We start from the raw sequence: 22326 nt of genomic DNA, 5'->3' as shown, positions 1-22326 counted from the left end.
GAAGGCATGACTGACGTACTGCTTCTGATGGATTACCAAGAGGGCATCTGCCGCTCGGACGGGGTGATCGGTGTTGCCGGTATGGGGGCACAGGCTGAGAAACGTGGCGTGCTGCCTGCGGCCGCCCGAGTGCTCGAGAAATACCGGGAGCTGGACTTGCCGAGGGTGTTTGTACGGGTCGCATTCGACGCCGACTATCAGCGGCTCTCGAGCGCCTCACCACGATTCGACGGATTTCGTGGCCGCGGCTTGATGATCGAAGACTCTGATGAGGCACAGATCTGCTCGGAGATCGCCCCGCTGCCGGGCGAGCGGGTGGTGTCAAAGGGATGCGTGATCCCCTTCATTGGCACTAATCTCACGTCCATTCTGACCAAGCTCGGCGCAACTCGGCTAGTACTGGGCGGTGTCGCAACCAACATGGTGGTCGAGGGGACCGCTCGAGTTGCAGCTGACTCCGGGTACGCCGTCACTGTATTAGAGGACCTGTGCGCCAGCTCGAGCATCGAAGCTCACGAGTTCTCGGTGGGGCAGATGTTGCCGGCATTCGGCTCAGTTCAGCACTCTGAGGAGTATCTGGCGCGACTCGCCTAGCCCAAATCGCGGCGACGGTTTTTTGTGTCGAGGCAGGAAACCGTCGCCGTTCCGGGGTAGCGCAGAATCTCAGCTGCTACCCGCGGCATTTCCGTGCGCAGAAGAGGCTTCAGTGAATCGCCTAACGAGGTCGCGGAAAGCCGCGATCATCGCCTTCTGGGCAAGTCCGTGGTACCGAAGCGACAGGAACTCGATGAATGATGCTGCATCGGTGCTCAGTTTTCGTCCGACCATCGCGCGGCAGATGAACTCATCCGCGGTGCGCGTGGCGAGGGTCGTTGAAACGTCGATCACCGTTCCCGTTTGCCTGTCTACCAGAGCGACGACAGCGAGCACCTTATGCAGGGCCTCGGCGCTCGTGCCCTGCGGGAACTTGCCGTATCCAGCCACGATCATGACGTCGTCGTCGACAGACTCCACGGCACACTCAACTTTCTTCACGAGACAGAGCAATGTCAACACTCCGTCGACCAACTCGCCGGTTTCCAATGCGAGCGTGGCAATACTCTCACAGTCGATCGATTCTGCGGTTATCGAGATAGGGCTCTAAAGATGGCATTCTTCAATAAGATTCTGGTCGCGAATCGTGGTGAGATCGCGATCCGGGCATTCCGCGCGGCATATGAGTTGGGTGCGAAGACGGTGGCGGTGTTCCCGTATGAGGACCGCAATTCGATGCATCGACTGAAGGCCGATGAGTCGTACCAGATTGGTGAGACGGGGCATCCTGTGCGGGCATATCTCGATGTGGCGGAAATCCTCCGGGTAGCGAAGGAGAGCGGTGCTGACGCTATTTACCCGGGCTATGGGTTTCTCTCGGAGAATCCTGAACTGGCGCGGGCTGCGGCTGCGAACGGGATCACCTTCATCGGTCCGGGTGAGCATGTGCTGGAGATGGCGGGAAACAAGGTCACCGCGAAAGAGCATGCGATCGCGGCGGGCGTGCCAGTGCTCGCATCGACGCCAGCCACGCGCGACATCGATGAGTTGATCGCGGGCGCTGCGGCAATCGGATTCCCGGTATTCGCCAAGGCTGTCGCAGGTGGTGGTGGCAGGGGGATGCGCCGGGTCGAACGGCCAGAAGATCTACGCAGTGCACTGGGGGCCGCCATGCGCGAAGCCGATAGTGCGTTTGGCGATTCGACGATGTTCGTGGAGCAGGCCGTGCTTCGGCCTCGGCACATCGAAGTACAGATTCTCGCCGACCGTGCGGGGGAGACCTTTCATCTGTATGAACGGGATTGCTCGGTACAGCGCCGCAATCAGAAGGTGGTCGAGATCGCTCCGGCGCCAAACATCAGCGATGAGCTGCGGGCAGCGTTGCACGCTGACGCGATCAAATTCTCGAAGTCAATCAACTACGTCAACGCGGGCACGGTCGAGTTCCTGGTCGACACCATCGGCGATCGCGCGGGTCAACATGTGTTCATTGAGATGAACCCGCGCATCCAGGTGGAGCACACGGTGACCGAGGAGGTCACAGACATTGACCTGGTGCAATCGCAGATGCTGATTGCGTCGGGCATGACATTCGCCGATCTGGGCCTCGTCCAGGAGGATATCCAGTTGCGCGGTGCGGCTTTGCAATGCCGCATTACGACAGAGAACCCGACCGTGGGGTTCCGGCCAGACACGGGCAAGATCACCGCATACCGTTCGCCCGGTGGTGCAGGGGTGCGTCTGGATGGCGGCACGCTGGATGTCGGTTCGCAGATTAGCCCGCACTTCGATTCGATGCTGGCGAAGATGACGTGTCGTGGCCGGGACTTTCCCGGGGCGGTGCGGCGGGCTCGTCGGGCGCTAGCGGAGTTCCGCGTCCGCGGAGTGTCGACGAACATCCCGTTCCTGCAGGCGGTGCTGGACGATGCCGATTTCATCGCGGGTGACGTGTCGACCCAGTTCATCGAGGAGCGGCCACAATTGCTCGGAGGGTACCAGTCGAAGGACCGCGGGACGAAGATTCTGAGCTGGCTCGCGGACGTGACGGTGAACCAGCCCAACGGTGTCCGCGTGGGCACGATGGATCCGGCCGATAAGCTGCCGACGATTGACCTGGGAGTTCCTGCGCCGCACGGTTCGCGGCAGCGACTCCTCGAACTCGGGCCGGGCGGCTTCGCCGCGGCGCTGCGTGCACAAGCCTCGCTTGCGGTCACTGAAACGACGATGCGCGATGCGCACCAGTCACTGCTCGCGACCCGCGTGCGCACCCGTGACCTCGTGGCTGTGGCGCCGTACGTGGCACGAATGACTCCCGAGTTGCTGAGCGTGGAGGCATGGGGTGGGGCGACATACGACGTGGCGCTGCGGTTCCTGGGCGAGGACCCGTGGGAACGCCTCGGCGCGTTGCGGGAGGCCTTGCCGAACGTGGCGATCCAGATGCTCCTGCGCGGACGCAACACCGTTGGCTATACCCCGTACCCCACCGAGGTGACTGATGCGTTCGTGCGCGAGGCCGTGGCAACCGGAGTCGACCTCTTCCGCATCTTCGATGCCCTGAACGATGTCGAGCAGATGCGCCCTGCGATCGAGTCCGTGCTGGCCACCGGCGTTGCGGTCGCGGAGGTCGCCGTATGTTACACCGGTAATCTTCTTGATCCGGCTGAAGACCTGTACACGCTCGACTATTATCTCCGGCTTGCCGATCAGATCGTTGCGGCTGGCGCACACGTGCTCGCGATCAAGGACATGGCGGGGTTGCTGCGTCCGGCCGCGGCTGCAAAGCTCGTGACGGCATTGCGGCACGCGTTTGAGCTGCCGGTACACGTACACACCCATGACACAGCTGGCGGTCAGTTGGCCACTTTGCTCGCGGCAAGCGCAGCGGGTGCGGATGCTGTCGATGTGGCATCCGCGCCGATGGCGGGAACGACCAGTCAGCCCAGCGCGTCCGCTCTGGTCGCAGCATTGGCTCACACTGAGCGCGATACGGGCCTCTCGCTGGCTGCCGTCTCGAATCTTGAGCCGTATTGGGAGGCGGTGCGCCAGGTCTACCGCCCCTTTGAATCCGGGCTGTCGGGCCCAACCGGGCGCGTCTACCGTCACGAGATTCCCGGTGGTCAACTGTCCAACTTGCGCCAGCAAGCCATGGCATTAGGGCTGGCAGACGACTTCGAGCGCGTCGAGGACCTGTATGAGGCTGCGGACAAGATCCTGGGCCGTGTACCCAAGGTCACACCCTCATCGAAGGTCGTGGGAGATCTTGCGCTGCACCTGGCTGCAGTCAAGGCTGACCCAGCCGATTTCGAGGAGAACCCGCACAATTACGACATCCCGGACAGCGTCATCGGTTTTATGGCGGGTGAACTGGGAGAGCTACCTGGGGGCTGGCCTGAGCCGTTTCGTACCAAGGTGCTCGCCGGTCGCACCGTGAAGGCAGGCCTCACCCCGATCTCTGCGGACGACGAAGCTGCGCTCGCCGACAACGGTCGGCCACGTCAGGAAGCCCTGAACAGACTGCTGTTTCCCGCGCCCACCAGCGCGTTCATCGCGCAGCGGGAACTGTTTGGTGACCTCTCCGCGATTGACACCGTCGATTATCTTTACGGTCTCACCCAGGGTGTAGAGCACGTTGTCGAGATCAGCAAAGGTGTGCGTTTGTTGGTGGGGTTGGAGGCCATCGGCGTAGACGACGAGGGCATCCGCACGGTTATGACCACGCTCAACGGGCAGTTACGTCCGGTGAATGTGCGTGACCGTCAGGTGGCGGTCGACACCAAGTCTGCCGAGAAGGCGGATATTGATCAGCCTGGGCAGGTGCCCGCGCCGTTTTCCGGGGTGGTGACTCTCAACGTGAAGCAAGGCAGTACAGTCGGCGCTGGCGATGCGATTGCGACGATCGAGGCCATGAAGATGGAAGCAGCCATTACGACTCCCGTAAGCGGCACGGTCACACGCCTTGCGATCTCGAAGACTCAGCAAGTAGAGGCAGGTGACCTCCTCGCCGTTATCGCTCCCGGTTCCTAACAGGCCGCCGGCGCAGGTTCGACTTGATCGTTCCGAGTGCCTTGCGAGACAGGCGGATCGTGTCGACCGCGCTGTGCAGGTCACCTCGCACGAGTGGGATATCGGATGCTTCGAGCGTGACGTCCGTGCCGGTGCTCATGGTCAGACCTAGCGTGAGGAGTTATCTTGGGTATCGGTCGTATTCCTGGACGTATACATGCCTTCTGCGCCATACTTCGATTGGGGTCGATTCGGCGCGACACGTCCACGCATCGAGTCCTATTCATCACTGACGAAGGGGTCTGATCCATGTCTTTCTGGTCTGCAATCTGGGATGTGCTGCTGTGGGCGCTGACCTTCACGGTCTTCATCGCGTACCTGATGGCGCTTTTCTCGATCATCAGTGACTTGTTCCGCGACCACAAGCTCAACGGCGTAGCCAAGGCAATCTGGTTGATCTGCCTGATCTTCCTGCCGCTGCTCACCGCTCTCGCCTACCTCATCTTCCGTGGACGGGGCATGAGCGAGCGCGCGGCTGCTCAGCAGCAGGCCGCCAAGAATGCAGCGGACAGCTACATCCGTACCGTCGCAGGCAACCCGGTCGAGGACATCGCTCGGGCCAAGGAACTGCTCGACGCGGGAACGATCACCGCTGACGAGTTCGCCCAGCTCAAGTCGGCAGCGCTCGCGAAGAGCTGATCTGACACACCTGGAGGAGGCTCCCGACTTCGGTCGGTGGCCTCCTTTTGCGTGTCCCGAGATTCATCGCGTGAGACGATGGCCGCATTGCCGAGACGTGAGGAAATCCCATGACCATCGCCACCGCTGACCTCTATGACGAGCTCGACGAGAGCATCCAATCCCTGCCTGTGCAGTTGCGCTCCTTCGGACGCAAGGCCGCCTTTGACGGGCCGATTCGCACGATCCGCTGCTTCGAGGACAACGCCCTCGTGAAATCGACACTGGCGACACCCGGCGACGGCGCCGTGCTCGTCGTTGACGGAAGTGCTTCGCTGCAGACCGCGCTGATGGGTGACATGATCGCCGACTCCGCCGTTGCGAACGGCTGGGCAGGCGTCGTCATCAACGGCGCGATCCGCGACAGTGTCGCAATCAACGCGCTCGACCTCGGAGTGAAAGCGCTCGGAACCAACCCGCGCAAGAGCAGCAAACTCGGCGCCGGTGAACTGGACGTCACCCTGAAATTCGGGGGAGTGGTCTTCCGCGTCGGCGCACACCTGTACAGCGACGAGGATGGCATCCTCGTCGAGCGGTGAGTTCCCCTCCGGTCGCGATTTCTGTCGCCTGAGCGCGACTCAAGCGACAGAAATCGCGACGGGAAGCGCGGATCAGGCGAGCGCGCGGAGGCTCTCGGCGAGCGGCGTCGTCGGGCGGCCGATGAGACGGGCGAGCGTGCCGTCGGTGTCGGCGAGTGCACCGCCGCGGATGCCGGCCTCCAATGTCGTCACGAAACCGATGGTTCCGGCATCGAGGCCTGCCGACTCCAGCGCGGCAGCGTGCTGCTCGGTTGAAAGTGCCGTGTACTCGACCGGGCTGCCTGCGACATCGGCGATCGTGGCCGCAAGCTCGGCGTGATCCCAGGCGGCGTCGCCGCCGAGTTCGTACACCGCACCGATGTGGCCGTCTTCGAGGAGGACGGCGGCCGCGGCATCCGCGAAGTCACGGCGGCTGGCCGAGGCGACCTTTCCGTCTCCCACGCTCGCGGCGAGCACCCCGGTTGACGCTGCCTGAGCCATGGGCCCGGCGTAGTTCTCGTTGTACCAGTTGTTGCGTAGGATCACGGCGGGGATGCCCGATGCGGCGATGAGCTCCTCGGTGTCCTTGTGGTCAGGCGCGAGTATCAGGTCGCTGGTGGTGGCTTTGGGCGCGCTCGTGTAGACGAGCTTCGCGACACCGGCCGCCTTCGCAGCATCCACCACAGTCTGGTGCTGTGTGACGCGCTTGCCGAGCTCTGAGCCAGAGATCAGCAGCACGGCATCGACGCCCTTGACGGCCGCGGTGACGGTGGCGGCATCGTTGTAGTCCAACGACGCGACGCGCACTCCGCGCGCCGCGAGGTCGGATGCCTGGGCCACGTCGCGGGCTCCGGCCACAATCGACTGCGGATCCGTGCCGCGGGCGATCAGGCTGTCGATGACGAGGCGGCCGAGCTGTCCAGTTGCGCCGGTGATGAGAATGCTCATGTGAGGTCCTTTCGTGGGGAAGATCATCGGGGACAACTCTCTCTGCACCGATAACCTTCCAAACCGGCGGTACCCACTTTGAAGTAAGGTACCCACATGACAGTGAGTTTTGCGCAGATTCAGGAGAGATCACCCAACGTCTTCGAAGAAGGCTGCAGCACACGGGTGATCCTCGATCACATCATGAGCAAGTGGGGCGTGCTCGTCTTGGCTTGTCTGTCGGAGGGGACCCGTCGATGGGGCGCACTGCGCCGTGAGGTCGACGGCATCAGCGAGAAGATGCTCGCCTCCACTTTGCGCAAACTCGTTGATGATGGTCTCGTGCATCGGGAGGCTTTCCCCACCGTGCCTCCGCACGTCGAGTACAACCTGACGCCGCTCGGCCTGGATCTCATGGAGCGGATGCTGCCACTGGTCGCGTGGGTTGCCGACAACGCGGACGGAATGCTGGGGCGTGGGGATACAGGCCAGTAGACGAGAAGGAGCCGGCCACCCACCCCACGGTATCCACTCGATGATATGATGATTTCATCATGTCATTAAGTAATGCGCAGAAACCGCTGTACGAGGTGAAGGCGAATCTGTTCAAGGGGCTCGCGCATCCCTTCCGCATCCGCATCCTCGAACTCCTCTCCGACTCGGACGAGGTCAGCGTCGCGCAGATGCTGGCAGAAACGGGGCTGGAGGCCTCGCACCTGTCGCAGCATCTGGCGGTGCTCCGACGCCATCGGCTCGTGGAGTCCGAACGGCGGGGGAGCCACGTCTACTACCGTCTCGCGCACCGGCAGGCGGCGGAGATGCTCGCGGTCGCCAGACTCCTGCTGCTCGAAGTTCTCGCGTCGGATGGTGAGCGTCTGGACGAAGCGCGCGCGCTGCCTGCCGTCGGCCGCGGAAGCCGATGACCATGGGCGCAGGAGCCGCTGCACGGATCGGCGCGCGCCTGCGCGCGCTCCTTCCCTCCCCAAAGGACTATCGGGGGCTACGACGCACGTGGCGAGGCGATCTCGTCGCCGGAGTCACCGTCGGTATCGTCGCACTTCCACTGGCGCTGGGTTTCGGAGTCAGCTCGGGGCTTAGCCCCGCAACGGGACTGGTGACGGCAATCGTCGCGGGCGTCCTGGCCGCGATATTCGGCGGCTCACATGTGCAGGTCTCCGGACCCACCGGGGCGATGGCGGTCGTGCTGCTTCCGATCGTCGCGCTGCACGGGGCCGGTGCCGTTGCCCTCGTCAGCATCATGGCCGGCATCATCGTGCTGGCAGCCGGAGCCCTGCGCCTGGGGCGAGCGGTCAGCTTCATCCCCTGGCCGGTCATCGAGGGGTTCACCCTCGGCATCGCCGTGATCATCTTCTTGCAACAGGTGCCATCGCTGACGACGCCGGTCGCGATGGATGCCGCATCCCACAGCTCCAACGCGCTCGTCGCTGCGGCGCAGGCCGTGGCTTCCGCCGACTGGACCTACGTTCCGTGGGGTGTCGGGGCGGCGCTCATCGTCATCGTCTGCATGGTCGGAGCGCAGCGTCTGCATCGCGGAATCCCTGGCTCACTGGTGGGCATCGTCGTCATCACCGTGCTCTGCGCGTTCGTGCCGAACTCGCTGGCTGTCATCGGCGCGCTGCCGGCCAGCCTGCCCGCGCCCACCCTGCCCCCGCTGGTTCCCAGCACGCTGATGTCGCTTGTCGGTCCTGCGCTGACTGTCGCGGCCCTCGCTGCCATCGAGTCCCTACTGTCTGCGCGCGTCGCGGCCTCGCTCGATGACACCGGGCCCTACGACGCTGATCGCGAGCTGGTCGGGCAGGGCATCGCATCCATCGGCTCTGGGCTCTTCGGAGGCATGCCGGCGACGGGTGCCATTGCCCGCACCGCGGTCAACGTGCGATCGGGTGGTCGTTCTCGACTCGCTTCGATCATGCACGCCCTGGTGCTGCTGCTCATCGTGGTGGCAGTGTCTGGGCCGGTGGGGATGATCCCGCTGGCGGGCCTGGCCGGCGTGCTCATGCTGACGGCCGTTCGCATGGTGCAGCGGGCGACGATGATGTCAATTCTGCGCTCGACGCGCGCGGATGCCGCAGCGTTCTTCCTCACCGCGATCATCACCGTGTCGTTCGATCTCATCGTCGCCGTGATCATCGGCATCGTCTTTGCGGGGATCTTCGCGGTCCGCAACCTCTCACGCACGTCAGGCGTTCAGCGCGAGACGCTGCCAGGCGAAGCGATCCCTGGCGATGACCGGATCGCGATCGTGCGGTTCGACGGCCCCCTCATCTTCGCATCCAGCGATCGGGTGTTCGACGAGGTGACCGCGGTGCGAGATGCCACTGTCGTGATCTTGCGCATGTCCAGGGTCGAGCACGTCGACGCCACCGGCGCGCACATCCTCTCCGACATCGTGCGTGCGCTCGAACGCCGTGGCATCACCGTGCTCATCAAAGGTGTCCAGCCTGCGCACGAGGGCCTGTTTCGTACCGTTGGCGTGCTCGCATCGCTACGACATCATCGGCATCTTTTCGCCGACATGGACGCGGCCGTCGCCCATGCGCGCGATCACGTCAGGCGCTCTGAAGGATCCGCGCCGTCGTCCTCGCACTGAAGTACAGGCTCTCCACCGGTACGCATTCGTCGGCCGCATGGAACTGTCCATACACATCGAAGTCGTCAGGCACACGCAGCGGCACGAAGCCGTATCCGTTCACTCCGAGCCGTGCGAAGTGCTTGTTGTCAGTGGATGCCGGCAGCAGATAGGGCACGACGACACCGTCCGGATCTTCGGCGCTGATGGCCGCGGCGATCACATCGATGAACGGCCCATCGATTGGTGCATCGATCGGCGAGATCATCCGCTGCCAGGACACCTCCACCGTGTCTCCGGCGAGCTTCTCGATGCCGTCTCGCAGAGCGGCTTCGCCATCGGGTAGCGCCCGCAGATCGACTGTCGCATGTGCGCTGCCAGGGATGATGTTGCTCTTGTCGCCCGCGCGCAGCACTGTGGGAGCCGCGGTGTTCCGCGCGGCTGCGGCGATCACTCGCCCGACGAACCCGAGGGCCTCGAGCTCAGCATCCAGATTCTCATCGGTGAACTCGACACCACGCGCCGCGCCGAAAACCTCGAGGAACCGTTCCAATGCGGGCGTACGCACCACCGGAAAACGGTGCTCCCCGATCCGAGCCACAGCGCCGGCGAGCTGCGGCACCGGATCGCTCGGCAGCGGCCGTGATGCGTGCCCTGCCTCGCCGCGCGCGGTCAGCTTCACGCTGCCGACGCCCTTTTCTGCAGTCGCGAGCAGGTACGCACGGCGTCCCTGGGCCAGCGGAACTGAGAATCCGCCGACCTCGCTGATCGCCTCACTCGCACCGGCGAACAGCTCTGGCCTGTTGTCGACCAGCCACGACGCGCCCCACACGCCGCCGCTCTCCTCATCTGCGAGGAACGCGAAGATCAGATCCCGACGAGGGCGGATGCCGGAACGCGCGAAGTGCCGCGCCACTGCGAGGATGACACCGGCGAAATTCTTCATGTCGACGGCGCCTCGGCCGTACAACAGGCCGTCTTCGATTTCGGCGCCGAACGGCGGATGCGTCCAATCGTCAGCGTTGACCGGAACCACATCGAGGTGTGCGTGCACGATCAGCGCCGCAGCATCCGTGTCACTGCCGGCGATGCGCGCGATCACGCTGCCGCGCCCAGGAATCGGCTCGACGAAAGTCGTCTCGATACCGACTTCTTCCAGCTTGGCCTGCACGAATCGCGCAGCACGGGTCTCGCCGTCGCCGATCGTCTCGAGGTCTCCGGTGTTGACGCTGTCGATGCGGATGAGATTGCGGACGAAGGTGAGGGTTTCTTCTTCCAGCAGGTGGTGAGTCACCACCTCAGCGTATGTCGGACACCGCGTGCGTTACGCACGGTTACCTCTCGAATCGGAGTGGTGGTCGCTCGCGTGGTTCACTCACTCTCGTGAACAACTCCCGCGTGAAGAAGAAGCTTCTGTCCGTTCTCGGCGTGCTGGCAGCCGGCGCGCTGACCATGTCGATGGCGGCATGCGCGGGTGGTGAGCAGAGCGCCGCCGGTAGCGCTGGTACCGCTGGCGGCGAAGACAGCAAGATCGTCCTCGTCGCGGATGACGGCATCGAGGCGCACTGGACGCTTCTGAAGGAGAAGCTGGCAGACGAGGGCATCGATCTCGAGGTGCGCACTCTCACCGACGGCGTGCAACTCAACCAGGCCGTTCAGGACGGCGAAGCCGACATCAACCTGTTCCAGCACCTGATCTTCCTCTCCGACTTCAACGTGAACAGTGGGGGCACCCTGGTGCCCGTCGGCGCCACGGCACTGTACCCGCTCGCGCTGTACTCGGAGAAGTACTCCGATGTCGCAGATATCCCTGAGGGCACCGTCGTCGCAATCCCGAACAATCCCACCAACCTCGCACGCGCACTGCTGAACCTGCAGCGCGCAGGCCTGCTTGAGCTCAAGGATGGCGGCGACGCCTTCTCCTCGGAAGCCGACATCACCTCCAGCACGGTCGAGATCCTCGCCGTCGACTCGAACCAGACCGTCACTGCACTCAAGGACGGCAGCGCCGAGGCGGCAGTCGTCAACAACACCCAGGCGCAGAAGGGCGGGCTCGGCGACGACCTGATCATCTTCAAGGAAGAGCTCGATAACCCTGAGCTCGCGCCCTACATCAACGCCTTCGTCGTGAAGGACGAGAACAAGGATGACCCGCGCTGGGCGACACTCATCGAGGCCTACCACTCGGCCGAGGTCGAGGCCGCGGTCTCTGATCTGAACCAGGGCAACCTGGAATTCAAGGGCGATTGGACCGCAGAAGACCTGCAGGCCGAGCTGACCGACCTCGAAGATCAGCTGCGCGCTTCGAAGTGACATCGCGCAACGACGGGCCCGAACACCGCATCATCACGTTCGAGAATGTCTCCAAAGCGTTCCCCGGAACGCGCAAGGGGCCCGTCGTTGACGCCCTCGATGACGTCGACTTGGAAGTCCAGCAGGGCTCCATCGTCGGCGTCATCGGATACTCGGGCGCGGGAAAATCCACGCTCGTCCGGTTGATCAATGGGCTGGAGAAGCCTTCGTCCGGCACCGTAAACGTGCTCGGAACAGATGTTGGCAACGCGTCGGAGAACCAGCTGCGTGCCCTGCGTGGGCGCATCGGCATGATCTTCCAGCAGTTCAACCTCTTCAACTCGCGCACGGTGCGCGGCAACGTCGCATATCCACTCAAGGTCGCCGGGTGGAAGAAGGCAGACATCGGCCCGCGCGTGAGCGAACTGCTCGACTTCGTCGGCATCGGCGAGAAGGCCGACAGCTTTCCGCGTGCGCTCTCGGGCGGGCAGAAGCAGCGCGTCGGAATCGCGCGGGCGATCGCGACGAATCCTGAGTTGCTGTTGGCGGATGAAGCGACCAGCGCACTCGATCCGCAGACCACCGGAGAAGTACTGGCGCTGCTGCGTGAGATCAACCGCAGCCTCGGCATCACGATCGTCGTCATCACTCACCAGATCTCCGTCGTGCACGAGCTGTGTGATCAGGTCGTCGTGATGGACGGCGGCCGCGTGGTCGACAGTGGCGACACCTATCGCGTCTTCGCTCACCCGCGGGCCGCGCTCACCGAGCGATTCGTCTCGGCGGTCACCCAGGGGGTGCCATCGGGGGAGACCCTGGATGCTCTGCGTGCAGGAGGCGGGACGCTGGTCAGCGTCGACGTCAACGAGTTTACGAGCGAGAACGTCGACGAGGTCTTCGAGAAGCACGCGCTGCGCCGCGCTGTCGTTTTCGGCGGCGTGACCGACATTCGTGGTCGCCAGCTCGGCACACTCACCTACCGAGTGCAGGCGGGGCCGGATGCTGTCACCGCTGTCGTCGCGGAACTCACTGCGAACACGAAGGCGCAGGTGCTTGCGTGATGGGGGTCGGCACGCTGGGGGTTCGCACAGCGACTGACTGGATCTCACTGACCCCGGTACTTCTGGAATCGATCCAGGAAACCGTCTACATGGTTGCGGTCACTCTGCTGATCGGCGGCGTCGCTGGACTCCTGATCGGCGCATCGCTCTATGCCACGCGCCCGGGCAATCTTTTCGCGAACCGCGGCGTCTTCAATGTGATGAACTTCGTGATCAACGTGGTGCGCCCCATCCCGTTCATCATCTTCCTCACCGCTGTAGGACCACTGACGAAGGTGATCGCGGGAACCTCGCTCGGCACGGACGCCGCGATCGTGCCCATGACGATCATGGCGGCCGTGGTGATCGGACGCGTGGTCGAGCAGAACCTCGTCGCGGTCGACCCGGGGGTTGTCGAAGCAGCACTGGCCATCGGTGCCAAGCGGATTTCGATTCTGTTCGGCGTCGTGATCCCTGAGGCGCTGGCCCCGCTGATCCTCGGTTACACGTTCATGTTCATCGCGGTCGTCGACATGTCGGCGATGGCCGGATACATCGGTGGCGGAGGACTCGGAAACTTCGCCATCATCTACGGCTATCAGCAGTTCAACCAGGAAGCCACCTGGGTCACCGTGGCGATCATCATCGTGATCGTGCAGGTCGGCCAGATCTTCGGCAACTGGCTCGCGCAGCGGGTGCTGCGGCGTTAGCAGCCGGCTGAGATTTACCGCACCTGATCCACAGCGGCAGTTATCAGGATCGGCCGATGATCGCTGGAGCGCTGCGGAAGAGTCTGGATGCTGTCGATCGTGAAGCCGTCCGACGTCGCGAAATCATAATGCCCCTTGAACACGCGGTACCGCGTGTACGTGCGGTCATCGCTGAGCGTCAAGGTGTAACCGTGATCGCGCACGGTCTGGCTGAGGTTTTCTTTGAACACCGGGTAGTTGTAGTCGCCGACCATGAGCAGTGGTAGCCCCGGGCCCATCAACCTGAGCTCGGAGAGCGCGGCGCGGATCTGGTTGCGTCGCAGCGAGTTCAGCGCGGTGAGGGGAGCGGCATGGAACGAAGCCACGATCAGCTCGCGTCCGTCATCGATGTCCTGCAGTCTCACTCCGAGCACTCGTTCATGCGCCGGCTTCAGCATTCGGTCGTGCAGCGACTTCTTCAGACCGAACGTGCGCATCGCCCGCAGACGAAAAGTGTTCGTGCGGTAGTAAACGGCCAGACCGAGACGATTCCCCTGCGTAGCATCCGCAAGCGCGAGGCCGCCGATCTCATCCGGCAGAGCGGCCACGTCGCATTCCTGGAGGCAGAGGAGATCCGGCGCATACTCGGCGGCGAGCTCCTCGAGCTCGGTCGCAGCACGATGCTTGCGCAGGTTGTACGAAATGACCTTCATCATTGCCACGCTACTGCGTTTGGACGTGCGTGCGGGTGCCAACCGGAAACGTTCATTCCGATCGGTCGCGCCGTGCGCGTGTCTGCTCGGCTCGCGTCGCGAGCAGGTCATCGGCGGGATAGCCGACCTCGGTCAGTGTGAGTCCGCGGGCCGCAAGAACCTTGAACTGGCTGGTGCGATCGAGCGCGTCGCGCAGCACCACGAGATCGCTCACATCGAGGCGCTGTTCACCGACGGCGACGCATCCGCCCACGAGCGCCCGCACCATACTGTGGCAGAACGCATCGGCCTTGACCTCGGCGATCAGTACACCCTCGGCATCACGATGCCAGCGGTAATCGAGGAGCGTGCGAATCGTCGTCGCCTCCTCGCGGGCCTTGCAATAAGAGGCAAAGTCATGCAGGCCGATCAAGGTCTGTGCCGCGGCATCCATCGCCTCGACATCGAGCACACCACGGATACTGGTGGTATCGAGCCTGCGCGATGGATCGAAGCCAGCGACGTCGTCTGCGAGCCGGTAGCGATACCGGCGCCAGACCGCAGAGAACCGGGCATCGAAGCCTTCTGGGGCGAGCGAGGAACGATGCACGGTGGCGTCGGGGTAGGCGCCGAGGACTCCGCGCATGCGACGAGCGATGGATGCTGCCGGATTCTCCATAGCGAGACCATGTCGTGCGTGGATACGCGACCACTGGTCTTCATTGAGATCGACGTGCGCGACTTGGCCTGCGGCGTGTACTCCCGCATCCGTGCGCCCGGCGATCACGAACTGCACGTCTGAGCCAACGATGCGCCCGAGCGCGGCCTCCAACGTGCCTTGAACGGTGCGCAGCCGTGGCTGCTTTGCCCAGCCGCGGAAATGGGTGCCGTCGTAGGCGATGTCGAGCCGAATTCGCACCAGGCCAGCTTAGACTGGACTTTTGACTTCGTTTCGGCCGCGAGCCGACGCGCACCCCTCACGATGACACAAAACCAGACCTCTTCCCTACGCTTCGCAGGCCTTGACGGCCTGCGTGCGGTCGCCGTCATCCTCGTGGTCATCTATCACCTCTTTCCTGGCTCGCCACTGCGGGGCGGATTCGTCGGGGTCGATGTCTTCTTCGTGATCAGCGGGTTCCTGATCACTTCGTTGCTTTTGCGGCCGTCGCGCCTCGGGCGCCTGGGTACGCCCCGTCGTCTTATCGATTTCTGGCGTCGCCGCGCTCGCCGATTGCTGCCGGCGCTGGCCGTCGTCGTCACTGTGTGCGCGACCGCAGCCTGGCTGCTGGGTGGTGACCTGCTGGTCGGGATGGGCCGCCAGGTGCTGGGTGCTGCGACCTTTAGCTACAACTGGCTGGCCGTCGCCGACGGCACTGACTATTTCACCGCAACCGCACCGGAGCTGTTCCGTAACTTCTGGTCGTTGGCGGTGGAAGAGCAGTTCTATGTGGTGTGGCCGTTGCTGCTTCCGCTCGTCCTGTTGATCCCCGGGCGCTGGGTGCGCGTGGCTTTGCTCGTCGTCGCGGCGGGCGGGTCTGCGTGGTGGATGGCGCAGCTCGTCGGAGCCGGCGACGTCACGCGGGCATATTTCGGCACCGACGCGCATGCATTTGGGCTGCTGCTCGGTATCGCGCTGGCGCTGACCATCGTCAATATGCCGGAGAAGGCATGGATGCGCGGGCGAGGGATGCAGGTGACCTCGCTGTTCATCGGAGTGGTGGGTCTCGGTGCAATCGTCATCGCCGCGCTGATGCCGGAGTCTCCGGACACGGCGACCTTCCCTGGTGCGCTGCTGCTGGCTACCGTCGGTAGTCTGCTTGCGGTGCTCGCTGGCGCCTGGCCGGGTTCGTGGTTCGGGCGCGGCCTGGATGTCGCTCCGCTGCGCTGGATCGGCGATCGCTCGTACGGCATCTATCTCTGGCACTGGCCGGTTCTCGTGCTCGTGCTCGTGGGCACACAGGGCTTCGGGCCCGAGGCGGGAGTGCCGGTGATGGCCGGACTGTTGGCCCTCGTTTTGTCGGTCACGGCGGCCACGCTGTCCTACCGATTCGTCGAGCAGCCTTTGCGTCGATACGGATTCCGTCGTTCGCTTCGCGTGCTCGGGCAGCGGATTGCCGGCACTGCGGTGGCTCGCTTCACCGGGCTCGCAGCGCTGACCGTCGCTGTCGTCGCGATCGGTGGGACTACCGGCGCGATCGTGAACGCTCCGCACGCGTCGTCGGCCGCCGCGATGATCCACCTCGGCGCGCAGGCAGTCGAGGAGGCATCCCAGACGCCCGCGCCTGTGTCGTCAGATGAGCCTGTGTTACCGACTGCGTCGCCCTCGCCGGACGTGCCTGGGGAGCTGGGCGCGACGGGTGAGCCTGCGGAGTCTGGTGAGCCTGGTGCTGGGGCATCCGAATCGGTGATCGTCGTGCCTGACGGCACGCAGATCACGGCCGTGGGTGATTCGGTGATGCTCGCGTCGGCGCCGTCGTTGATCGAGCAGTTTCCCGGGATCACAGTGGATGCGGAGGTGTCGCGTTCGATCTGGGCGGCACCCGACATCCTGAACGCGCTAGCAGAGAACGGCGGGCTCCGCGAGAACGTCGTCGTCGCTCTCGGGACCAACGGGCCGGTCGACTGGGGCGTGCTCGACCAGATGGTGCAGATCGTCGGTGCCGACCGGAACCTGATCCTCGTCAACGCACATGCGCCGCGTGACTGGATTCCCGGTGTTAATGCTGACCTCGATGCCTTCGCCGGCAGCCATCGCAAGGTGTGGGTCGCAGACTGGTCGGGAGCGATCGGTGCGCGCACGGATCTGCTCGCCGGCGACGGCATCCACCCCGGCCGAGGCGGCGGAGATGTGTTCGCGGCATGCGTGGAGTCGGCCTTCCAGACGATCGAGAAGGAGCGCATCCGCGCGGAGAAGCGCTTTGAACAGGCGCCGTCCGGCCGGGCACCGCGCGTGCCGTTCCCGGAGTGAGTCGGACACCGCGCCCGCCAGCAGCACACCGATTCCCACTTCCGGGCAACATGACGTAAGCTATATCTTTGGTACTCGACTGCCGAGTGCCGCGAACGTGAGCCCTCCACTGGCGTGTTCCATAGGAACCACCCCGGAGTGGGATTCACGAACCTCTCCGTTCGAACAAGAAAGCAGCACTATTGTGACGCGCACTTACACCCCGAAGGCCGGGGAGATCCAGCGTGACTGGGTCATCATCGACGCCAACGACGTCGTTCTCGGCCGCCTCGCCTCGCACGCCGCAGCGCTCCTGCGCGGCAAGCACAAGCCGACCTTCACCAACCACCTCGACTCGGGTGACTTCGTGATCATCGTGAACGCCGACAAGGTCGCGCTCACGGGTCAGAAGCTCCAGAAGAAGATGGCGTACCGCCACTCGGGCTACCCGGGCGGCCTCAAGAAGGTCTCTTACGAAGAGCTCCTCGAGAAGAACCCGATCCGCGCTGTGGAAAAGGCCATCCGTGGCATGCTCCCCAAGAACAGCCTCGGTCGCGCGCAGCTCACCAAGCTCAAGGTTTACGTCGGTGCAGAGCACCCGCACGCTGCTCAGCAGCCCACGACGTATACCCTCGACCAGGTCGCCCAGTAAGCGCCGCAAAGATTACTAAGGACATTCTCGTGGCTGATACTCAGGACACCACCGAAACCCCTCAGAACTACTCGACGTCGAGCCCGGAGACCGAAGTAACGGAGACGGCTCCCCGTCCCGTGCTGAACGTCCCCGGCGCAGCTGTCGGCCGTCGCAAGCAGGCAATTGCCCGCGTGCGTCTGGTCCCCGGCTCCGGCACGATCACGGTCAACGGCCGTACGCTCGAGGACTACTTCCCGAACAAGCTGCACCAGCAGCTGATCACCGACCCGTTCACGGTGCTGAACCTCGTCGGTGCGTACGACGTCATCGCGCGCATCTCCGGTGGCGGCGACTCGGGTCAGGCTGGCGCATTGCGTCTCGGCATCGCCCGTTCGCTGAACGGCATCGATGAGGAGAACAACCGCGCGACCCTCAAAAAGGCCGGCTTCCTCTCCCGTGACGCTCGCGTCATCGAGCGCAAGAAGGCCGGACTCAAGAAGGCCCGCAAGGCGCCTCAGTACTCGAAGCGTTAAGGTCCACCAACTCGATGCCGCTTTTCGGCACGGATGGTGTGCGGGGGCTTGCCAACGGCATCCTCACCGCTGACCTCGCGCTCACCCTGGCCCAGGCGACTGCTGTCGTCCTGGGCCAGGGCCGCACTGCAGAGGCTCGTAAGTCTGACGGCAAGCGACTGTCCGCAGTCGTCGCCCGCGACCCGCGTGTTTCCGGTGAATTCATCGTGGCTGCAGTTTCTGCCGGCCTCGCTGCCTCTGGTGTCGATGTTCTCGACGCCGGCGTCATTCCGACTCCGGCACTGGCGTTCCTCGTCGCAGATCACGATGCCGACTTCGGCGTCATGGTGTCTGCGTCGCACAACCCGGCGCCCGACAACGGAATCAAGATTTTCGCCCGTGGTGGTGTGAAGCTCCCCGACGTGGTCGAGCAGCGCATCGAAGCCGCGATGGCGGGGGAGATGCTTCTCCCCACTGGCTCTGGCGTCGGCCGCATCAAGCGGTTCTCCGACGCTGAGGACCGCTACAAGCTGCACCTTCTCGCGTCGCTGCCGCATCGTCTTGACGGCATCCATGTGGTGCTCGATTGTGCGCATGGTGCGGCATCCGGTGTGTCGCCTGAGACGTTTAAGGATGCTGGCGCCACCCTGACCGTCATCGGCGCTGACCCTGACGGCGTCAACATCAACGACGGTGTCGGTTCGACGCATCTCGACAACCTTGCTGAGGCCGTCGTTCGTCTCGGTGCCGATGTCGGCATCGCGCACGACGGCGACGCGGATCGCTGCCTCGCCGTGGATGCCGATGGCAACATCGTCGATGGCGACCAGATCATGGCCATCCTTGCGGTGGCGATGAAGAAACGCGGAGACCTCACCGACGACACCCTGGTCGCGACCGTGATGAGCAACCTCGGTCTGCACCTGGCGATGAAAGAGCACGGAATCACTGTCCGCCAGACGGCTGTCGGCGACCGTTATGTGCTCGAAGACATGAACGCCGGCGGTTACGCGTTGGGCGGCGAGCAGTCTGGTCACGTCATCATGAGCGAGTTCGCCACCACCGGCGACGGTGTGCTTTCGGGCCTGCACCTGGTTGCCGAGATGGCACACCAGAAGAAGACTCTTGCCGAGCTTGCGGCCGTCATGACGGTGTACCCGCAGGTGCTCATCAACGTGCGCGGCGTTGACAAAGATCGTTGTGCGGACGACGAAGGTGTGCAGGATGCTGTCGCCGCTGTCGCGGCGGAACTCGGAGACTCCGGGCGTGTGCTGCTGCGCAAGTCCGGCACCGAACAGCTCGTGCGTGTGATGGTCGAGGCTGCGGATGCGGAGACCGCTCAGGCGCATGCCGACCGGCTCGTCAAGGTCGTCAAGGAGCGGTTGGCGCTGTAACACTGCGGCGCCAGTGCACACCTGCAGGGCGTTGGCACGGATGGCGGGGCATCCATCGGCGTTTCGCCCTGCAGGTGTTCGATCGCCCTGCATCTGTGCAGGGCGAATCGCCCTCAGGCCCCGAGGCGCTCCGCGAGCCACTGCGTCTGGCGCAGCCAGTGCGCGTGCTGACCGCCCTCGTGTCCGTTGAACGAATAGACCTCGATCGTGGCATCCGCTGACGCCAGATGGTTGTACGCGGCGAACACGCTCGACGGCAGCACGACAGCATCCATCAGCCCGACGGAGAACAGCGCAGGCTTCTCGATGCGGCGCGCGAAGTTCACTCCGTCAAAGTACGACAGTGTCTGGAACACCTGATCGATGCGCTCACGGTGTACGGCGAGGTAGCGCTCGATCTCGCGATACGGATGCTCCGGCGTCTGCTCGACCGAACGTCGGAAGTGGCAGAGGAAGGGCACATCCGGCATCGCGGTGAACACGTCCTCGTGTAACCCAGCCGCTGCCAGTGCGATGCCGCCGCCCTGGCTCGCTCCGGCCACGCTGACCCGCGCGGCATCGACGAAGGAGAGCGCGCGCACAGCGTCGACGGCGAGCACCGCGTCGGTGAACAGGCGTCGGTAGTAGTACTCGTCGCGATTCAAGATGCCGCGAGTCATGAAACCGGTCGATGCGCCATCCGAGCCGTGTGGGTCGGGGGTATCCCCGCCAGAGCCCCAGTTCGCACCCTGCCCGCGAGTGTCCATCAGCACATGCACGTATCCGGCGCTGGCCCACTGCAGACGCTCGCCGGCGATGCCGCGGCCGCCACCGTAGCCGATGTACTCCACCACTGCGGGCAGTGCCTTGCCGCTGCGCGGGCGAGTGACCCACGCACGGATCGGCTCGCCGCCGAAGCCGGAGAACGTCAGATCCTCCACGATCAGCTGACTGATCGGAGTCTCCGCAGCGACGAGCCGCGGCTCGGTTGCCGCCGCACGCGATGCCGCGAGCGTGGCATTCCAGAAGTCGTCGAAATCGTTCGGCTCGGCGACATCGGGGCGGAAGGAGCGGAGGTCATCGAGGGGCATATCTGTTAGTGGCACGCCGGTTACGGTACCGCAAAACGTGCCATCTTCGAAACGCTTCGCCTGATGCGTTGCGGATCGTGTCATGAACGGATACTCTCGGTCGAAGCGTTTCGACTTCGAATGCTCCGTCGCATTCCGAAACGCCCTCAATGACCCGAGGTGAGTGGAGATTCGATGACGCTTGGTGCCCCGACCCGAGAGGGAACAGCGGAGAACGTCGTCAGCAGCGCAACGCATCCGATCATCCCCGGGTTCTATCCCGATCCATCGATCTGCCGCGTGGGCGATGACTTCTACATCGCCAACTCGTCGTTCGAATACCACCCGGGCGTGCCGCTGTGGCACAGCACGGATCTGCTCTCCTGGCGACTGGTCGGGCATGCTCTGGCGGACGAGCCGCGTTTTCCTGCCGGGCGTGCTGGCGCGAACGGCGGGGTGTACGCGCCCACGCTTCGCCACCACGATGGCCGATTCTGGATGATCACCACTGATGTCTCCGGCGGTGGCGGACAGCTGGTTACCTCGGCGCCCGCGATCGAGGGCCCGTGGGGCCCGGCGCGGGTGATCGAGGGCATCATCGGGATCGACCCCGACCTCGCCTGGGATGCAGACGGCACCTGTTACGTGACCTACAGCTCAGATGACAAGCGTGCACCCGACATCGCGCAGGTCCGTGTCGACCTCGAGCGTGGCGTCGTGCTGGGCGAGCCGTACACAATCTGCCACGGCACAGGAATGGCTTACCCCGAGGGGCCGCATCTGATTCGCCGCGGCGAATGGTGGTACCTGCTGTACTCCGAGGGCGGCACCGAGCGCGGACACTGCGTGAGCATCGCACGCGCGACGACGCCGTCCGGACCCTTCACGCTGTTCGACGAGAACCCGATCCTCACCCGTCGCAGCACCGTCTTCCCGGTGCAGAACACTGGCCACGCCGACATCGTCGAGCGCCAGGATGGCTCCTGGGTCATGGTCTACCTCGCCGTGCGCGCACGCGGCACTACTCCGATGTTTCACGTCAACGGACGCGAGACGTTCATTGCCGGCATCGACTGGGCAGGCGACTGGCCGGTTGTCGTGCCGGACGCGTTCTCTTTCGCCCCGGATGCCACGGCCTTCACCGATCGCTTCGAGACTGCCCAGCTCGATCCGCGGTGGGCATCGCCGGGAGCCGCGCTGACGACCTTCGCGCGCGCACTACCAGGTGGCGGCGTGGAGATATCGCCGGCATCCTCACCGAATGGCGCCCCGGCCATGCTGGCGGCCAGGGTGAAGGATCTCACCTGGCGATTCGAAGCCGACACCACAGCGACGGATGCCGCGGCACTGCGCCTGCGAATGGACGAGGCGCACTGGGCCGAGCTGCGACTGGAGGCCGGACGCGCCGTGTTCGCCCTGCAGATCGGGCCCGCTCGGCGCCTCGTCGTCGATGAAGAGCAGCTGCAGGCGCCGGTCACTCTACGCATTGAGGCGGCAGCGCCGACACATAATGGGCCGGACGATCTGATCGTCACCATCATCGACCAGGCGGGAGAGCGAACGCTCGACCGGATCGATGGTCGCTACCTTTCCACCGAGGTGGCCGGCGGCTTCCTCGGCCGCACGATCGGGGTGCGGGCAGAGGATGTGCCGGTGGTCTTCTCCGAGCTTCGGTACGAGTCATCTGAGGTGGCGGACACGTGAACCTGTCGCCCTCAGCGGCGTATGGCGCGCGCACCGTTGGGAGCGCTCCCAAACGTTCGATTGA

Annotated in this window: 22 protein-coding genes; 15 read left to right on the top strand and 7 right to left on the bottom strand. The window is 64.3% G+C overall.

Annotated elements, in window-relative coordinates:
• Nucleotides 1–6: 6 nt before the first annotated feature.
• Nucleotides 7–594 carry a cysteine hydrolase family protein gene (locus ACSU04_RS06685; protein ID WP_439288837.1) on the top strand — a complete coding sequence of 196 codons (588 nt, stop codon included), beginning with the start codon at nucleotides 7–9 and terminating at the stop codon, nucleotides 592–594.
• Between the two features lie 69 nt (nucleotides 595–663).
• Here the strand turns inward: ACSU04_RS06685 and ACSU04_RS06680 are convergent, their stop codons facing one another.
• Entirely contained in the window at nucleotides 664–1014 is a 351-nt protein-coding gene (locus tag ACSU04_RS06680) for a DUF3870 domain-containing protein (protein ID WP_439288836.1), read from the bottom strand.
• A gap of 132 nt (nucleotides 1015–1146) precedes the next feature.
• On the opposite strand from ACSU04_RS06680, the gene ACSU04_RS06675 reads away from it, so the two are divergent.
• Nucleotides 1147–4557: a pyruvate carboxylase gene (locus ACSU04_RS06675; RefSeq protein ID WP_439288835.1), complete on the top strand. Its 3411-nt coding sequence runs from the start codon at nucleotides 1147–1149 to the stop codon at nucleotides 4555–4557.
• On the opposite strand, the gene ACSU04_RS06670 is transcribed toward ACSU04_RS06675, so the two are convergent.
• Nucleotides 4538–4696: a hypothetical protein gene (locus tag ACSU04_RS06670; RefSeq protein WP_439281320.1), complete on the bottom strand. Its 159-nt coding sequence runs from the start codon at nucleotides 4694–4696 to the stop codon at nucleotides 4538–4540. The two genes, ACSU04_RS06675 and ACSU04_RS06670, sit on opposite strands and share 20 nt — an antisense overlap.
• A gap of 149 nt (nucleotides 4697–4845) precedes the next feature.
• On the opposite strand from ACSU04_RS06670, the gene ACSU04_RS06665 reads away from it, so the two are divergent.
• Nucleotides 4846–5235, top strand: a complete 390-nt coding sequence (locus ACSU04_RS06665) for an SHOCT domain-containing protein (protein WP_439281319.1) — start codon at nucleotides 4846–4848, stop codon at nucleotides 5233–5235.
• Nucleotides 5236–5345: 110 nt separating this feature from the next.
• Nucleotides 5346–5813, top strand: a complete 468-nt coding sequence (gene rraA, locus ACSU04_RS06660; protein WP_439281318.1) for a ribonuclease E activity regulator RraA — start codon at nucleotides 5346–5348, stop codon at nucleotides 5811–5813.
• 72 nt (nucleotides 5814–5885) lie between these two features.
• Here the strand turns inward: rraA and ACSU04_RS06655 are convergent, their stop codons facing one another.
• Entirely contained in the window at nucleotides 5886–6740 is an 855-nt protein-coding gene (locus tag ACSU04_RS06655) for an SDR family oxidoreductase (protein ID WP_439288834.1), read from the bottom strand.
• A gap of 96 nt (nucleotides 6741–6836) precedes the next feature.
• On the opposite strand from ACSU04_RS06655, the gene ACSU04_RS06650 reads away from it, so the two are divergent.
• From ACSU04_RS06650 to ACSU04_RS06640, 3 genes are read left to right on the top strand one after another with little or no spacing between them, the layout of a single operon-like run.
• Nucleotides 6837–7214: a winged helix-turn-helix transcriptional regulator gene (locus ACSU04_RS06650; RefSeq protein WP_439288833.1), complete on the top strand. Its 378-nt coding sequence runs from the start codon at nucleotides 6837–6839 to the stop codon at nucleotides 7212–7214.
• 59 nt (nucleotides 7215–7273) lie between these two features.
• Entirely contained in the window at nucleotides 7274–7642 is a 369-nt protein-coding gene (locus ACSU04_RS06645; protein ID WP_439281315.1) for an ArsR/SmtB family transcription factor, read from the top strand.
• Nucleotides 7639–9330, top strand: a complete 1692-nt coding sequence (locus ACSU04_RS06640; RefSeq protein ID WP_439281314.1) for a SulP family inorganic anion transporter — start codon at nucleotides 7639–7641, stop codon at nucleotides 9328–9330. The genes ACSU04_RS06645 and ACSU04_RS06640 overlap by 4 nt, the downstream gene beginning before the upstream one ends.
• Here the strand turns inward: ACSU04_RS06640 and ACSU04_RS06635 are convergent.
• The gene (locus ACSU04_RS06635; RefSeq protein WP_439281313.1) at nucleotides 9290–10603 is read right to left on the bottom strand and encodes a M20/M25/M40 family metallo-hydrolase; all 1314 of its coding nucleotides are present in this window, start codon (nucleotides 10601–10603) and stop codon (nucleotides 9290–9292) included. The genes ACSU04_RS06640 and ACSU04_RS06635 overlap by 41 nt on opposite strands.
• 89 nt (nucleotides 10604–10692) lie before the next feature.
• On the opposite strand from ACSU04_RS06635, the gene ACSU04_RS06630 reads away from it, so the two are divergent.
• The 3 genes from ACSU04_RS06630 to ACSU04_RS06620 are packed head-to-tail and all read left to right on the top strand — an operon-like array spanning nucleotide 10693 to nucleotide 13351.
• A complete protein-coding gene (locus tag ACSU04_RS06630) occupies nucleotides 10693–11622 on the top strand; it encodes a MetQ/NlpA family ABC transporter substrate-binding protein (protein WP_439281312.1) in 930 nt (309 codons plus the stop codon).
• On the top strand, nucleotides 11619–12662 hold the full coding sequence (locus tag ACSU04_RS06625; RefSeq protein ID WP_439281311.1) for a methionine ABC transporter ATP-binding protein: 1044 nt from the start codon (nucleotides 11619–11621) through the stop codon (nucleotides 12660–12662). Before ACSU04_RS06630 ends, ACSU04_RS06625 begins: the two co-directional genes overlap by 4 nt.
• The gene (locus ACSU04_RS06620) at nucleotides 12662–13351 is read left to right on the top strand and encodes a methionine ABC transporter permease (RefSeq protein ID WP_439289435.1); all 690 of its coding nucleotides are present in this window, start codon (nucleotides 12662–12664) and stop codon (nucleotides 13349–13351) included. Before ACSU04_RS06625 ends, ACSU04_RS06620 begins: the two co-directional genes overlap by 1 nt.
• Before the next feature lie 14 nt (nucleotides 13352–13365).
• Here ACSU04_RS06620 and ACSU04_RS06615 read toward each other — a convergent pair whose 3' ends face one another.
• Nucleotides 13366–14043 (bottom strand): endonuclease/exonuclease/phosphatase family protein, encoded by a 678-nt coding sequence (locus ACSU04_RS06615; RefSeq protein ID WP_439281309.1) that lies wholly within the window; start codon nucleotides 14041–14043, stop codon nucleotides 13366–13368.
• Between the two features lie 52 nt (nucleotides 14044–14095).
• Nucleotides 14096–14941: a tRNA pseudouridine(38-40) synthase TruA gene (truA, locus tag ACSU04_RS06610; protein ID WP_439281308.1), complete on the bottom strand. Its 846-nt coding sequence runs from the start codon at nucleotides 14939–14941 to the stop codon at nucleotides 14096–14098.
• A gap of 63 nt (nucleotides 14942–15004) precedes the next feature.
• On the opposite strand from truA, the gene ACSU04_RS06605 reads away from it, so the two are divergent.
• The 4 genes from ACSU04_RS06605 to glmM all read left to right on the top strand — a co-directional run bounded on the left by ACSU04_RS06605 (nucleotide 15005) and on the right by glmM (nucleotide 19509).
• Nucleotides 15005–16990 carry an acyltransferase family protein gene (locus ACSU04_RS06605; RefSeq protein ID WP_439288832.1) on the top strand — a complete coding sequence of 662 codons (1986 nt, stop codon included), beginning with the start codon at nucleotides 15005–15007 and terminating at the stop codon, nucleotides 16988–16990.
• Between the two features lie 184 nt (nucleotides 16991–17174).
• Nucleotides 17175–17621, top strand: coding sequence for a 50S ribosomal protein L13 (gene rplM / locus ACSU04_RS06600; RefSeq protein WP_439281306.1), 447 nt, complete (start codon nucleotides 17175–17177; stop codon nucleotides 17619–17621).
• Between the two features lie 29 nt (nucleotides 17622–17650).
• Nucleotides 17651–18136 (top strand): 30S ribosomal protein S9, encoded by a 486-nt coding sequence (rpsI, locus tag ACSU04_RS06595; protein ID WP_439281305.1) that lies wholly within the window; start codon nucleotides 17651–17653, stop codon nucleotides 18134–18136.
• Nucleotides 18137–18150: 14 nt separating this feature from the next.
• Entirely contained in the window at nucleotides 18151–19509 is a 1359-nt protein-coding gene (gene glmM / locus ACSU04_RS06590; protein WP_439281304.1) for a phosphoglucosamine mutase, read from the top strand.
• A 113-nt stretch (nucleotides 19510–19622) separates the two neighbouring features.
• Here glmM and ACSU04_RS06585 read toward each other — a convergent pair whose 3' ends face one another.
• The gene (locus ACSU04_RS06585; protein ID WP_439288831.1) at nucleotides 19623–20594 is read right to left on the bottom strand and encodes an acetylxylan esterase; all 972 of its coding nucleotides are present in this window, start codon (nucleotides 20592–20594) and stop codon (nucleotides 19623–19625) included.
• Nucleotides 20595–20753: 159 nt separating this feature from the next.
• Here ACSU04_RS06585 and ACSU04_RS06580 point away from each other — a divergent pair, with 159 nt between their 5' ends.
• The gene (locus tag ACSU04_RS06580) at nucleotides 20754–22262 is read left to right on the top strand and encodes a glycoside hydrolase family 43 protein (protein WP_439288830.1); all 1509 of its coding nucleotides are present in this window, start codon (nucleotides 20754–20756) and stop codon (nucleotides 22260–22262) included.
• The last annotated feature ends 64 nt before the right edge of the window (nucleotides 22263–22326 follow it).

The sequence above is a fragment of the Microbacterium sp. A84 genome, assembly GCF_051842815.1.
Classification (GTDB): Bacteria; Actinomycetota; Actinomycetes; order Actinomycetales; family Microbacteriaceae; genus Microbacterium.
Note: the sequence above shows the minus strand (reverse complement) of the source record. Positions and strands in the feature narration are given on the sequence as shown.